We start from the raw sequence: 13,959 nt of genomic DNA on the forward strand, positions 1-13,959 counted from the left end.
AAGCACCATGAAGTTCAGGAAAGCGCCACTGGCGCGGATCGCCCTCGCCTGCCTGCTGGCCGCTGCTGGCGCATCGCATGCCCAGCAGGCAACCTACAAGATCGCCTACATCGACCCGCTCTCGGGCCCGTTCGCCAACGTCGGCGAGCTGATGCTGATGCACACGCAGTACGCCATCGAGGACATCAACGCCAAGGGCGGCGTGCTCGGCGGCACGAAGCTGCAGCTGCTGCAGTTCGACAGCAAGCTCTCGGCCCAGGAGAGCCAGAGCGCGCTGCAGGCGGCCATCGACCAGGGCGCGAAGGCCATCGTGACCGGCGGCTCGGGCTCCTCGGTGGTCACGGCGCTGGTGCAGTCGGTGACGCGCTGGAACCAGCGCAACCCGGGCAAGGAGCTGATCGTGCTGAACCACTCCTCCATCGATCCCGAGATGACGGGCAAGGCCTGCAGCTTCTGGCACTTCCAGACCGAGGCCAACACCGCGATGAAGATGAAGGCGCTGGCCAACTACATCAAGAAGACGCCCGACGTGAAGAAGGTGTACCTGCTCAACCAGGACTACGCACACGGCAAGCAATGGGCCAGCTACGGCCGCCAGCTGGTGGGCCTGGCTCGGCCCGACATCCAGTTCGTGGGCGAAACGCTGCACCCGATCGGCCGGGTGAAGGACTTCGCACCCTACATCGCCAACGTGAAGCAAAGCGGCGCGGACTCGGTCATCACCGGCAACTGGGGCCAGGACATGACGCTGCTGCTGAAGGCGGCGGGCGACGCGGGCTACGACCTGCGCTACTTCAACCACAGCGCGGGCTCGGTGCCGGGCACGGTCACGGCCGTGTCGCAGGCCAGGCTCGGCCAGCTGACCTGGGTGGCCGAATGGCACCCGGGCGAGGCCGATACGCCCAAGGTGGACGCACTGGCCAAGGCCTACAAGGCCAAGACGGGCAAGGACTTCCTCGCGCCACGCATCGACATGACGCCGCGCCTGCTGGCCGCGGCCATCAACAAGGCCGGCTCCACCGACACGGTGAAGGTCGGGCATGCCCTTGAAGACCTGAACTTCGACTCGGTGGTCGGCCCGGTGCGCATGCGCGCCGAAGACCACCAGCTGCTGCTGCCGCAGGTGGTCAACACCATCGTGCCGGTGGACGGCAAGACGGTGAAGACCGGCTGGGAAGGCACCAACTACGGCTTCCGCACCGATGCGGTCTATACCGGCAACGAGCTCGCGCAGGGCACGGAATGCAAGATGGTCCGGCCCTGAGCGATTTCTTCACGACTGCTGAAGAGGGCGGAGGTTTGTAAGGGAAACCCCGTCCTGCCTGCCGCCTGTGCCGTCGGGATACTCCGGCTTCGAAGCCCGGATATCAGAGGCGGGTCCATTCCAAAGGCACAACAAGACCATGGCAGGCAAAAACTCGCTCCACCCGATCCCGCATCCGGCGAAGAAGCCCTTCGTCGGCAACCTGCTGTCCATCGGCTCCGACTCCCCCGTGCTCGACATGTGGAAGATCGCGCAGGACCTGGGCGGCATCTACTGGCTGGACATGCCGGGCATGCCGGTGATCGTGGTGTCGTCGCCCGCGCTGGTGGACGAGCTCTGCGAGGAGGAGCGCTTCGACAAGAGCACGCGCGGCGCCCTGCGCCGGCTGCGCGCCGCTTCCCATGGCCTCTTCACTTCCGACACGCACGAGGAGACCTGGTCGAAGCCGCACAACATCCTGCTGGCCAACTTCAGCCAGCGCGCGATGCAGGCCTACCACCCGATGATGCTGGACATCGCCGGGCAGCTGGTCACCAAGTGGGAGCGCCTGAACTTCGACGAGGAGGTGGACGTGGTTCGCGACATGACCGCGCTCACGCTCGACACCATCGGCCTGTGCGGTTTCGGCTACCGCTTCAATTCCTTCTACCGCGAGGGCTTCCATCCCTTCGTCGACGCGATGGTGCGCACGCTGGAGACGGTGCAGAACCGCCGCGGCCTGCCGCTGGAAGAGCTGATGCTGAAGAAGGAGCTCGCGCAGCAGCGCAAGGACATCCGCTACATGCACAAGATGGTGGAGGACATCATCGAGGAGCGGCGCGCGAGCGGGGCCGACATCGCCACCAAGCCCGACCTGCTGAGCTACATGATCGCGGGCGTGGACAAGAAGAGCGGCGAGAAGCTCACCGACAAGATGATCCGCGACGAGTGCATCGAATTCCTCATCGCGGGGCACGAGACCACCAGCGGGCTGCTGTCCTTCGCCATCTACTTCCTGCTGCAGAACCCCGAGGCCATGGCCAAGGCGCAGGCCGAGGTCGACAACGTGTTCGGCCCCGACACCACGCAGAAGCCCACCTATGCGCAGGTCAACCGCCTGCAGTACGTGATGCAGGTTCTGAAGGAGTCGCTGCGCCTCTACCCCACCGCGCCTGCGATCTCGATGCGCGCCAAGGAAGAGACGAAGATCGGCGGCCAGTACACGATCAAGAAGAACAACATGGTCATCATGCATGCGCTGGCGCTGCATCGTGACAAGGGCATCTGGGGCGAGGACGCGGACGAGTTCAACCCCGAGCACTTCAGCCGCGAGGCCGAGCGCGAGCGTCCGGTGAACGCCTTCAAGCCCTTCGGCAACGGGCAGCGCGCCTGCATCGGGCGGCAGTTCGCGCTGCAGGAGGCGGTGCTCACGCTGGGCATGATCCTGCAGCGCTTCAACCTGGTGGACCACACGGGCTACAAGCTGAAGATCAAGGAAGCGCTCACGATCAAGCCCGAGGGCTTCAGGATCAAGGCGCTGCTGCGCGACCCGGCCACGCGCCCCCGCGGGAACATGAGCGATGCAGCCGCGGCGCCGGTGCAGCCCGCGAAGGCCGCCGAGCGCAAGCCGCAGGCGGCGCGCCACGGCACCTCGCTGCTGGTGCTTCAGGGCTCCAACCTCGGCACCGCCGAAGACCTCGCGCGGCAGCTCGCGGAGGCCGGCGAGATGCGCGGCTTCTCCACGCAGCTGGCCTCGCTCGACGACTATGCCGAGCGGCTGCCGGCCAGCGGCGCGATCGCCATCGTCTGTGCCTCGTACAACGGCGCGGCGCCCGACAACGCGGCCGAGTTCCACCGCTGGCTCGACAAGGCCGACGACTCGCTCAACGGCGTGCGCTTCAGCGTCTTCGGCTGCGGCAACACCGACTGGGCCTCCACCTACCAGGCCGTGCCGCGCCGCATCGACGAGCGGCTGGAAGCACTGGGCGCCGATCGCGTGCATTCGCGCGGCGAAGGCGATGCGCGCGAGGACATGGACGGCGCCTTCCAGGACTGGAGCGATGCGCTGTGGCCCGCGCTCTCGAAGGCCTTCGGCATCCAGACGGGCGCCGACACCCCAGCGCAGGGCGAGCCGCTCTACACGCTGGAGGAGCTGCCGCCGCCGCAGAAGAACGCGATCGTCGATGCGCTGGGCGCGGTGGCGCTGCGGGTGATCGAGAACCGCGAGCTGCAACGCGGCGGCAACGCTGAAGCCGGACGCTCCACGCGCCACGTCGAACTGATGCTGCCCGAGGGCCTGGTCTACCGCGCCGGAGACCACCTGAGCGTGGTGCCGCGCAACGGCCCGGCACAGGTCGAACGCGCGATGGCGCGCTTCGGCTTCGACCGGACGGCCCACGTGCGCCTGCACGCGGCCGCGGGCCGCAAGGCATCACTGCCGGTGGAACAGGTGATCGCGGTCGACCGGCTGCTGGGTGACTACGTCGAGCTGCAGGACGTGGCCACGCGCAAGCAGATCGCCACGCTGGCGGCGTACACCGAGTGCCCGTTCACGAAACCCAAGCTGGAGGCCCTCTCGGGCAGCGACGACACCTCGCAGGCGAAGTACAAGGCCGAGGTGCTGCACAAGCGCAAGTCGCTGCTCGACCTGCTGGAGGAGCACCGCGCCTGCCAGGTGCCGTTCGCGGTGTTCCTCGAGATGCTGTCGCCGCTGTCGCCTCGCTACTACTCGATCTCGTCCTCCCCCACCATGACGCCGGGCCGCTGCAGCGTGACGGTGGGCGTGGTGAGCGGGCCTGCGAAGTCGGGCATCGGCACCTTCGAGGGCGTGTGCTCGAACTTCCTGGCGCGCGCCGAGGCCGGCGACACGGTGCACGGCGTGGTGCGCGAGACCACGGCCGAGGGCTTCAGGCTGCCGGAGGATGCAAGCCGGCCCATCATCATGGTGGGCCCCGGCACCGGCCTCGCGCCGTTCCGCGGCTTCCTGCAGGAACGCGCCGCGCAGGCCGAGGCGGGCACCGCCCTCGGCGAAGCGCTGCTCTTCTTCGGCTGCCGCCATCCCGAGCAGGACTTCATCTACGCCGACGAACTCGAGGCCTGGGCGCATCGCGGCCTGATGACGCTGCACACCGCCTTCTCGCGCGCCGGCGAGCGCAAGGTCTACGTGCAGGACCTGATCCGCGAGCAGGCTGCCCACGTGTGGAAGCTGCTGGAGGCCGGCGCGGTGGTCTATGTCTGCGGCGACGGCTCGCGCATGGAGCCCGACGTGCGTCGCACGCTCAGCGACCTCGCGCGCGAGCACGGGCACGACAGCGCAGCGTGGATGGACAGGATGATCGCGGACCAGCGCTACGTGCTGGACGTGTGGGCGGGAAGCTGAAGCGGCAGCGGAAGCTCAGGCCTGCAGCGCAGGCGCGAAGGCGTGCAGCGTGCCGCGCACGCACCAGCCGTCGGCGGTCAGCGCCATCACCCTTTCGGAGAGCCCTTCGGACCCGGCAGCCGCCCTGAGCTTTTCGGCGGCGGCGCACATGCGGCCCAGCGCCTCGGCGGCGCCCCGGCTGTCGGTGAAGTAGACGACGTCGCGGCTCGGCACCACCGCGATCAGTTCGCCCTCGAAGTCCTGCGCGAGCTGCTCCCACAGGTCGGGCAACAGGAGCATGCAGGCCTCGAAGCCATCTCCCGCGACCAGCGCCTTGTAGCCGCCGAAGACGCGCGTGCGGACATTGGGCGCCACGAGCCGCAGCATGTTGTCGATGGCCAGCTCGTACATCGACTGTGTATCGAGCCCCGTCTCCAGCAGGCCTTCGCGCGTCAGCGTGGCGAACCGGGCCGACGTGTCGACCACGAAGCTCACGATCAGGTCGGAACCCTCGGCAAGGGGAAAGGCCACGGCCTCGTGCGCCTCGCGGCTGCCGCCGAGCGACTCGATCAGGTCGAGCACCGGCCGCATCGCTTCCTCGAGCAGGCCGGCACGCCTGATGCGAGGGTAGACGGGCGGAAGGCTGTGCATGGTGCCGCCATTGTTCGGGGCGCGTGGGAGGAGCCGCAAGTGACGGAAGTCATGCCATCGCGATGGTTTCGCTGCGAGCCGCGGTGATGTCGGAAATGTCCGATCTATCGCAATCTATCGTCTTACTGGTGTTTCAGCCTCGAATTGCTACGATTTGCTTCGTCAGCCAGGAACCCAAGAACACCAGGGAGATTTCATGCCTGTCGGCGCAGCCCAGCTCGCGCGTGTCCTCACTGCTTCCTCGTCCGCGATGCCCACGCTCGGCGATGCGCCGGCGCTGGAGCCCATCGCCATTGTGGGCGACGAGGGCCTCAGCAGCCTGTTTCGCTACACCCTGACGCTGGCCACGCCCGAGCAGCCGGGCTACAACGAGCGCCAGGCGGCCAACGTCGCCATCAAGCAGCTCGTGGGCGAGACGCTCACGGCGCACATCGTGCTCGACGGCCGCCCGGGTTCGGGGCCGCAGCAGCGGCACATCTCCGGGCTGGTCACGCGCGTGCGATTCCTTCGGCTGGAGAACCGGCGCGCGCTCTACGAGGCCGTGATCGAGCCCTGGCTCACGCTGGCCACGCGCACGAGCGACTACCGCATCTTCCAGAACCAGAACGTGCTGGACATCGTCAAGACGGTGCTCGGCAAGTACGGCCTGCCCTTCGACGTCCGTGCCACGCGCAGCTATCCGCCGCGCGAATTCCAGGTGCAGTACGGCGAGAGCGATCACGACTTCATCGCCCGGCTGCTGCACGAATGGGGGCTCTACTACTGCTTCGAGCACGAGGAGAACAGCCACAGGCTGGTCATCGTGGACGAGATGACCTCGCACCAGCCCTTCGCCCACGAGGGCTACCAGACCATCCCCTTCCATCCGGTAGACGCGACGGTGCGCGAGGAGCACTGCGACCGCTTCAATGCCTGCGAGGAACTGCAGAGCGGCCGCTGGGTGACGGACGACTTCGACTTCACGCGCCCCAAGGCCGAGCTCCAGCAGATCAGCGCCATGCCGCGCAAGACCGCGCAGAACACCTGGGAGCGCTACGGCTGGCCGGGCGACTACGTCGTCGAGTCCGAAGGCGAGCAGCTGGTGCGCACGCGCATGGAAGAGACCGGCAGCCAGGGCGAACTCGCCAGCGGCTCGGGCAACCTGCGTGCGGTGGTGCCCGGCTGCCTGCTGACGCTGGAGCGCCATCCGCAGAACGAATCGAACCGGCAGTACCTGGTCACGCATGCCCATCTGCGGCTGCAGGACGTGGGCGATGCGAGTTCGCAGCAGGAGTTCGAATGCCGCGTCGACTTCGACGTGATACCCGCGAGCAAGGTGTTCCGCCCGCCGGCACCGTCCGTACCCCGGCCGCGCACCACGGGTCCGCAGACCGCCATCGTCACCGGCCCTGCGGGCCGCGAGATCTGGACCGACGAGTACGGCCGCGTGAAGCTCAGCTTCCACTGGAACCGCTACTGCACGAAGGACGAGAACAGTTCCTGCTGGGTGCGCGTGTCATCGCCCTGGGCCGGCACCAACTTCGGCGGCATCCAGATCCCGCGCATCGGGCAGGAGGTGATCGTCGATTTCGAGAACGGCGACCCCGACCGGCCCATCGTCACCGGCCGCGTCTACAACGCCGACAACATGCCGCCGTGGACGCTGCCCGACAACGCCACGCAGAGCGGCCTGCTCACGCGCAGCTCCGAGGGCGGCAGCGAGGCCAACGCCAATGCCTTGCGCTTCGAGGACAAGAAGGGTGCCGAGCAGGTGTGGCTGCACGCGGAGCGCAACCAGGACATCGAGGTCGAGCACGACGAGACCCATTCAGTGGGTCGCGACCGCAGCAAGAAGGTGGGCCGCAACCAGATGGCCACCATCGGCATGGCCTACATGCACAACGTGGGGCTGGCCAAGATGGTGAACATCGGCCTGGCCTACTCCTTCAACGTCGGCATGCTGCGCAACACCGTGGTCGGCATGATGGACAACACCGTGGTCGGCAAGACGCAGACCACCAAGGTCGGCGAGAAGTACCTGCTGTCCGTGGGCGGCGACAAGGGCAGCCACATCGAGATGGACGGCAAGACCATCTCGCTGCGCGTGGGCGCATCGGTGGTGCAGCTCAAGGCCGACGGCTCCATCGCGGTCACCGGCAGGAAGATCAACATCACCGCGCAGGGCGACGACGTGACCGTCAACGGCGAACACATCTGGCTCAACCCGAAAGGCGGTGTCGCGGCGCTGCAGCCGGATGCGGTGCCCACCCCGCCGCCGGCCGAGCCTCCGGGCAGCCCGCTCGCGAGCCTGGGCGCGCTGATGGGAGGCAACCCGGCCGACCTGCTGGGCAAGGCGGGGCAGCTCGCGTCTATCGCGCAGCAGGTGGCCGGAAGCGCTGGTGGTGGCGGCGAAGCAGCTGGCCAGGTGACACAGGTGCTGGGCACCGTCTCCACGGCCGTTTCTGCCGGCGTCGGGAAGATGGCGGCGGACAAGGACGACAGTCATGGCTGAGCCCGCGCCGCCGATTCCCGAGCCGCGCCTCGCGCAACTGCGCAACGCGACGCCCTTTCCTCACTTCCAGTTCGACAAGATGGGCAAGGGCCGGCGCTTCCACGACGTGGTGGTGGTGTGCGCGAGCTTCGTTCTCGCGCCCGGGCGCCTGGAGTCGGCAGCGTTCCACCGCGGGCCGGTCTTCGCCGACGAGCCGTGGGACGCCGACCATGCCACGCTGTCGAGCCTGCGCGCCGCGACCGACCTCCTGCTGCGCAAGCCCGGTGCCGACGTCTACGTGACGGGCACCGCGCGCGCCCCCGGCTGGACGCCGTCGAGCGAGTGGCATGCGCAGCTGCTGGTGCGCCGGCAGGAGGAAACGCTGCTGCACAAGGCGCTGCGCCTGACGGGCCCGCGGCACTGGAACTGGCACGAGGACACCGCACAGCGCGGCCTGTCCGATCCGCAACCCACGCTCGCCGTGCCGCTGCGCTATGAACTCGCCTATGGCGGATGGGGCTTCGACCAGGGAGACGATGAAGCAGCCCAGCCCCGCACGCACGCAGCCAACCCCTGCGGCACCGGATGGTTCGGCAGCGCAGCCCGCGAAGACCACCCCGGAGGCCGCCACGCCACCGGGCAGCCGTTCTTCGGTCCGCAGATCGAATACGCCGGTGCACCGCTGCAGCACGCCAACCAGGAGGACGCGCAGCCCGCCGGCTTCAGCCCTGTCGCACGCTTCTGGCAGCCGCGCGTCGCGCTGGCCGGCACCTACGACGACGCCTGGCGCCAGCGTCATGCCGGACAGCCGTACATGGACTACGCCGACGATTTCGACGAGCGCTTCTTCCAGTACGCGCCCGCCGACCAGGTCGTGGCCGCCGGCCTGCGAGGCGACGAGTCGGTGCGCATGAGCGGCTTCTTCGCCTCCGCGCCGCATATCGAGTTCCAGCTGCCGCAGCTGTGGATCGAGGCGCTGTGCAGGGACGGCGGCGGCACCGAGCGCAGCGAGGCCATGCATCTCGACACGGTCCACGTCGACCTCGACGAGATGCTCGTGCACCTGACCTGGCGGCTCACGCTGGACCAGGCGCTCGATACGGTAGCGGTCGACCTCTTCCACCGGCAGCTTGCCGAAGTCATCGCAACCGATGGCAATGCCCGCCAGGAAGAGGTGTCGGCATGAGCACCGAAAAACACATCGCCGACGCCGAGTCGGGCTTCATGGTGGTCAACGTCGTGCCCGACTTCTGCATCGTCGGCAAGCAGGTCGTTCCCTTCGATATCGTGTCGATCCTCCCTCCGGAGAAGGCCGCCTACTCGCACACAGTGTTCGCGCGCAGCGAAAAGGTGCTCATGGTCGACAGCATCGTCAAGGGCGTGGCAGGCAATGCGGGCAGTGGCGTGCGCTCGGGCGTCTCGCTCGGCGCGGGCAACGTGAAGATCGTCTCGGGCTCGCAGACGGTCTTCGTCGAGAGCCGCCCCGTGGCCCGCCACGGCGATCTCTGCGAGATGAACGGAGCGGCCTGATGGGTTCGATGCCTGACGACAAGAAGACGCTGGGGCAGGTGCTGTCCACGTCTTCTTCACCATCATCATCGTCCTTCAACAGCAACGGCACGCTCGGCAGGGTGCTGACCTTCGAGGTGCCCAAGGGGCCGATGCTGCGGCGCAAGCCCGGCATCTGCAGCGAGCGGTACGAACGGGAAAAGGCGGAGTTCGAAAAGATTCCGTGGTACGAGCGGATGTGGATCGGCACCGGCCGCGACGCGCGCCTGGAGCCGACCGACGCACTGCAATCGGCCAAGACGTTCCAGCGGGCATGCGAACAGATGCCCGACGAGATCCCGAAGTCGGCACTGGACGAGAAGCTCCAGCAATTGAACGACCACTACAGCGGCAAGAATCCCCTGCCGCCCGAACAGTCTCTGGAGCTGAAAAGAAGGACATCCTTCTTGCAGGATGTGTATACGCCCGGGCCGCGCTGGGAGAACGGCACTTCCGGCGCAGAGAGCGCCTGGCTGAGCGAACAGAACCTGCGCTTCGGCAACTCGCTGGGCATCGCCTTGTTGGGCCCTCTCTTCGGTGCCCCTGGCGCCGCCACGCGTGTGCTCGGCGGGTCGGAACAGCAGGTTGCAGCGGCCAATCAGTTCGGGGCCAGCGCGTTCGACATGGCTACCGCGCATGTGGGCCTCGGCGGTGGCAAGCGCGCGCCCGAGCCACTCCCGCGGCCTGGCGAATCGATGCGCGGGGCGCCGCTGGAGCCGGTCAGCCGAACTGTGGAGGGCAAGCCGCGCGGGCCCGTGCAAGAGCCCGTGCCGAGCAAGACCTCGGGCGCGCGCGAAGGCACAGTGGTCACGCGTCGTCCCATGTCTCCGCAGGAGCGCGCACAAAGACTGGAAGAGCTGGCCAAGGACCCCGCACAAGGAGGCAAGGCCACAGCCAAGACACGCCGGGAAGCGGAGGTTGGACTTTCAATGGAAGAGCAAGGCAAGCTGCCAGGCCCCATCACGCGCGACCCCACCGGGGCATCGGAGTTCATCGACGCCACGGGCCAAAAGTGGGATGTGAAGGGCTGGAACTCCCAATACGCCCCGCGTGGCTACAACACACCCGATGCGATGGCGCTGATCCAGAAAGAAATGGGCGTCGGCGAGAACGTCATCGTCGACACGCTGAAGATGTCACCACAACACATCGGCGAACTGCAGACTGCGGTGGGTAATGCAGGCCTCAACAATCGAGTTATCTTCCACTAATCATGCAAGAGAAAGTCTCCCAAGCGGAAGTCATCGCGAACCTGGCCGCCCAGGCAGAAGGCGAGAGCGTTGATCTAAGTCATTCAGATCTGTCAGCCATCACGTGGGAGGGCCTCGATGCTTCGGGCGCGACCATAGCGATGTCTCTGTTTCGGGGCGCCCGCTTTGCAGCGCCCCAGGCGCTGAATGGCTGCACTTGGATCGGTGATCGCTTGGAGAACTGCCGTTTCGAGTCCGTCGACATGACGAAGGCCGAATTGCTGGACTGCGAGTTCGAAAACTGCTTCCTTAAATCGCCTCGCCTGTTCAGGGTCGATCTCTCGGGCACGGTGTTCTCGGCTTGCCATCTCATCGACGTCGATTTTTCGCAGGCGGCCATGATTCGGACCCGCTTCACACAGTGCACCTTCACCAACGTGCGGCTGACCGATGATCTTGTGGTTTCCGGCAGCGGCAACTTCGAGTTCGGGCCCGACGGCACCGCTCTTTCCTCGCCACCCCCAGAATGGACAGTAGATGCTCGCACTTGAGGCTGGCTCGGCCGACAGCTTCGCTTTTGAGCGCGAGTCGAGATTCGAGAGTCTGGTAGGCAATTGCGCGCAGACTACTTGCCGCTCCAGCTTTCCTGGACGAAAACGATCGACGCGGAGTTCCGCTTCTTGGCGACTGGTCCGGACGACGAAAATTGACCGTCCGGCTGAGCGATTTTCCGGAAGAGCCGATGTACACGCTCCTGCTAGATGCGCAGCCGCTCACAAGCTTCGACGACTGGCCCCCTGGAGAGTGGGCTGAACAATCCGGACGGCCTCAGGCACTCCTGTCCGGATCCGGATAGACCAGCGGCCCCAGCACCCCGCGATTGAACGGCTTCCACTGCCCCTCCGGCTGCGCCAGCCGGTCCGCCACCGCATAGAGCACCGCCGGATGCGCGCCCAGCCCCAGGTGGCTGGCGATGACTTCGATGTTCTCCGACTGCGGGCCGGTCTTCTCGATGCTGCAGCGCCATGCGACGACGCCGTCGGTGCGGCTGAAGATCGAGGTGGTGGGCACGGGCGGCGTGGGCTGCACGAACTTCATGCGGCGCGGGTCGTGCGAACTCTGGCCGCTCACGCCTTCGTACACGCGCCATGCGTTGGTGGCGCGCGGGCTGCCCGAGAAGGGGCTGCCCAGGGTGATGACGTCGCGGATCATGTGCGAGTAGGACGAGGCCAGCATGCGTGCATACACGCCGCCGAGGCTCCAGCCGATGATGCTGACCTTCTGGCCGCTCTCGTCGTGCAGCTTCTTCAGCAGCTCGACCATGCCCTGCTCCACGCCGTCGCGCGGGCCGAAGTTGCGTCCCTGGCCCCATCCGTGGGCGTCGTAGCCGCGGCTGCACAGGTAGCGGCGCAGCAGCAGCGTGGAGCCGTCGCCGGCCACCAGGCCCGGCAGCACGAGCACCGGGTGCCCGTCGCCGCGCGGCGTGAGCTGCAGCAGCGGCCACATGGCGATGCCTGCGCCCGTCTCCCACAGCGCGCGGCCCTCGGCCAGCAGCAGCAGGCGCGACGGCGGGGTGAGGTCTTCCTTGGCGTAGGTGGCGGTTGCGCTGGTCATGTCGGATGGCTCCTTTGTGCTTCTTGTATCTGCTTCAGAACGAGGGTGAGGCCTGCAGGGCGAATGCCCCGTCGGACGTCACCGGCATTTATCCGAGGTATTTGGCCCGCAGGTAATCGAGGTAAGCCCTCGATTCGCCGGAAACATAGGGGGAAACCAGCGTGAGCGTGTAGAAGGCCGCAAGGCCGGGGTCGGCCTGCGCCAGCGCCTCGCGCCCCGGCACCAGCCGCTCGAAAGAGAGCCAGCAGGTGGTGGTGAAGACCATCTGCAGCGCCAGGATGCGGGCCTGCTCGGCGCTGGTCTCGATCACGCCCGAGGCCACGAGGCTCTCGCACAGGGTCTGCGCGGCCAAAAGATTCTGCGCGGTGAGGGCCTGCGCACGCTGTCCCAGCGAGGGGTACTCGCTGGCCAGGAAGGCCATGTCGCGGTAGATGAATCGATATTCGTCGATGGCCTCGAAGCGCAGGTGCAGCGCCAGCCAGAGGTCGTCGATGGCAGCGATGGAGGCCGATGAGCCGTTCAGCGCCTCCAGCCGCTGCTCGAAGCGCCTGAACAGCCATTCGACGATCAGCTGCTTGGCCTTGAAGTGGTAGTGCAGGTTGCCCGGGCTGATCCCCAGTTCCGCGGCAATCTTGTGGGTCGACACGGCCGCGAGGCCTTGCGCGTTGAACAGCGCGAGGCTGGCCTGCAGGATGCGGTCGCGCGTGGTGTTGGAGCTGGCCACAAGCGGCTTGCTGCGTTGCCTGCCGTTCAGCGCTTGCCGCGCCCGCGGGATGTGCCTGCGCCGACACCAGCACCGGCTTCGAGCTGCGCCACGCGCTCGCGCAGCTGCGCCACTTCGTCGCGCAGGGCCTGCACCTCGGCGGCGTCGGGCATGCCCAGGCGCTGCAGCGCGGTGGCGACGCGCTGGTCGAACACGTCCTCGAACTTGCGGATGCCGAAGCTGTCGAGGCCCAGGCCCGGCACCTTGCCCTGGCCGATGCCGAGCAGGCCTTCGATCACGTTGGCCTGGCGCTTGGCGACGTCGTTGCGCACGTTGTCCAGCGCCTTGAGGCCGGCGCGCAGCAGGCCTTCGGCCTTGCCGGTCCGCTCCCCGGGTTCGTGCTGCCCCCTGGGCGCGGCCTTGCGGGCCGCAGTCTTCTTCGCGGCTGCGGGAGCCCCGGATTTCTTTGCTGCAGGCGCCGCCCTCTTCTTCGACTTTGCGGTTTCGTCAGGACGGGTGGCCATTCGGTGGTGCTCCAGATGCCGGAAGAGAAATGAAAAGGGGCGCGACGCGCCCCGGGGATCAGACCGCCTTGCGGGCGGCAGCGCGGCGAACCGGCTTCTTGGCGGTGGCGGCGGCCTTGGCCTTCACCGTGCGCACCGGCTTGGCGGCTTCTTCTTCGCTGCCGCTCACGCGGGCTTCGATCTGCTTCGTGCCGGCGGCGATGCGGTCGGCGATCTGCACCGACACGGTGGCCAGCGGCTGGTTCAGGGCACCCAGGGCGTTGATCACCGAGGTGGCGACCGGCGATTCGACGCGGGCCACGCGGTCGGCGACGGCTTCGATGCCGCTGGTGGTGCCGGCGGCGACGCGGTCCATCACCGAGACGATGCGGCCGGTGTCGATATCCACGCGGTTGGCCAGGAAGCCGTTGATCTTCTCCTGCGCGCCGATCAGGTTGGCCTTGACCTGCTCGCTCACCAGCGGGAGCTTGCGGCTGCCGAGGAAGTCGCTGTAGCGCGAAGCGGCGCCGCCCAGCAGGCGGTGCACGCCGGCGCGGTAGGCGCCGACCAGGGTCTTGCCCGCGTCGTTGTACTGGCCGACGACGTGGACGGCTGCGGAAGCGATGGAGGTTTGCGTGGACATGATGGAGATTTCCTTGAAGTTGATGGGCTTCGCGAA

At 67.3% G+C, this 13,959-nt stretch carries 12 protein-coding genes; 7 read left to right on the forward strand and 5 right to left on the reverse strand.

The features are described 5' to 3' along the window. Nucleotides 1-7 precede the first annotated feature (7 nt). Nucleotides 8-1,264 (forward strand): branched-chain amino acid ABC transporter substrate-binding protein, encoded by a 1,257-nt coding sequence (locus tag FHY06_RS30485; protein WP_184607295.1) that lies wholly within the window; start codon nt 8-10, stop codon nt 1,262-1,264. Between the two features lie 139 nt (nt 1,265-1,403). Then, a complete protein-coding gene (locus FHY06_RS30490; protein ID WP_184607296.1) occupies nt 1,404-4,622 on the forward strand; it encodes a bifunctional cytochrome P450/NADPH--P450 reductase in 3,219 nt (1,072 codons plus the stop codon). Between the two features lie 15 nt (nt 4,623-4,637). Here the strand turns inward: FHY06_RS30490 and FHY06_RS30495 are convergent, their stop codons facing one another. Then, nucleotides 4,638-5,252, reverse strand: a complete 615-nt coding sequence (locus FHY06_RS30495) for a DUF1444 family protein (protein ID WP_184607297.1) — start codon at nt 5,250-5,252, stop codon at nt 4,638-4,640. A gap of 196 nt (nt 5,253-5,448) precedes the next feature. Between FHY06_RS30495 and FHY06_RS30500 the strand changes: the two genes are divergently transcribed. The 5 genes from FHY06_RS30500 to FHY06_RS30520 are packed head-to-tail and all read left to right on the forward strand — an operon-like array spanning nt 5,449 to nt 11,011. Continuing rightward, complete coding sequence (locus FHY06_RS30500; protein ID WP_184607298.1) at nt 5,449-7,743, forward strand: type VI secretion system Vgr family protein; 2,295 nt, start codon at nt 5,449-5,451, stop codon at nt 7,741-7,743. Next, entirely contained in the window at nt 7,736-8,908 is a 1,173-nt protein-coding gene (locus tag FHY06_RS30505) for a DUF2169 family type VI secretion system accessory protein (protein ID WP_184607299.1), read from the forward strand. The genes FHY06_RS30500 and FHY06_RS30505 overlap by 8 nt, the downstream gene beginning before the upstream one ends. Next, nucleotides 8,905-9,252 (forward strand): PAAR-like domain-containing protein, encoded by a 348-nt coding sequence (locus FHY06_RS30510; RefSeq protein ID WP_184607300.1) that lies wholly within the window; start codon nt 8,905-8,907, stop codon nt 9,250-9,252. Before FHY06_RS30505 ends, FHY06_RS30510 begins: the two co-directional genes overlap by 4 nt. Beyond that, on the forward strand, nt 9,252-10,481 hold the full coding sequence (locus FHY06_RS30515) for a hypothetical protein (RefSeq protein WP_221404454.1): 1,230 nt from the start codon (nt 9,252-9,254) through the stop codon (nt 10,479-10,481). Before FHY06_RS30510 ends, FHY06_RS30515 begins: the two co-directional genes overlap by 1 nt. 2 nt (nt 10,482-10,483) lie before the next feature. Next, nucleotides 10,484-11,011 carry a pentapeptide repeat-containing protein gene (locus tag FHY06_RS30520; RefSeq protein WP_019657539.1) on the forward strand — a complete coding sequence of 176 codons (528 nt, stop codon included), beginning with the start codon at nt 10,484-10,486 and terminating at the stop codon, nt 11,009-11,011. Between the two features lie 277 nt (nt 11,012-11,288). Here the strand turns inward: FHY06_RS30520 and FHY06_RS30525 are convergent, their stop codons facing one another. From FHY06_RS30525 to FHY06_RS30540, 4 genes are all read right to left on the reverse strand, one after another. Then, entirely contained in the window at nt 11,289-12,074 is a 786-nt protein-coding gene (locus FHY06_RS30525; protein WP_126185880.1) for an esterase/lipase family protein, read from the reverse strand. Nucleotides 12,075-12,162: 88 nt separating this feature from the next. Then, nucleotides 12,163-12,798 (reverse strand): TetR/AcrR family transcriptional regulator, encoded by a 636-nt coding sequence (locus tag FHY06_RS30530; RefSeq protein ID WP_126185881.1) that lies wholly within the window; start codon nt 12,796-12,798, stop codon nt 12,163-12,165. A gap of 26 nt (nt 12,799-12,824) precedes the next feature. Next, a complete protein-coding gene (locus tag FHY06_RS30535; RefSeq protein ID WP_184607302.1) occupies nt 12,825-13,301 on the reverse strand; it encodes a phasin family protein in 477 nt (158 codons plus the stop codon). Nucleotides 13,302-13,359: 58 nt separating this feature from the next. Next, on the reverse strand, nt 13,360-13,923 hold the full coding sequence (locus tag FHY06_RS30540; protein ID WP_184607303.1) for a hypothetical protein: 564 nt from the start codon (nt 13,921-13,923) through the stop codon (nt 13,360-13,362). Nucleotides 13,924-13,959: the final 36 nt, after the last annotated feature.

It is taken from the genome of Variovorax atrisoli, from assembly GCF_014195185.1.
Lineage (GTDB): Bacteria > Pseudomonadota > Gammaproteobacteria > Burkholderiales > Burkholderiaceae_C > Variovorax > Variovorax atrisoli.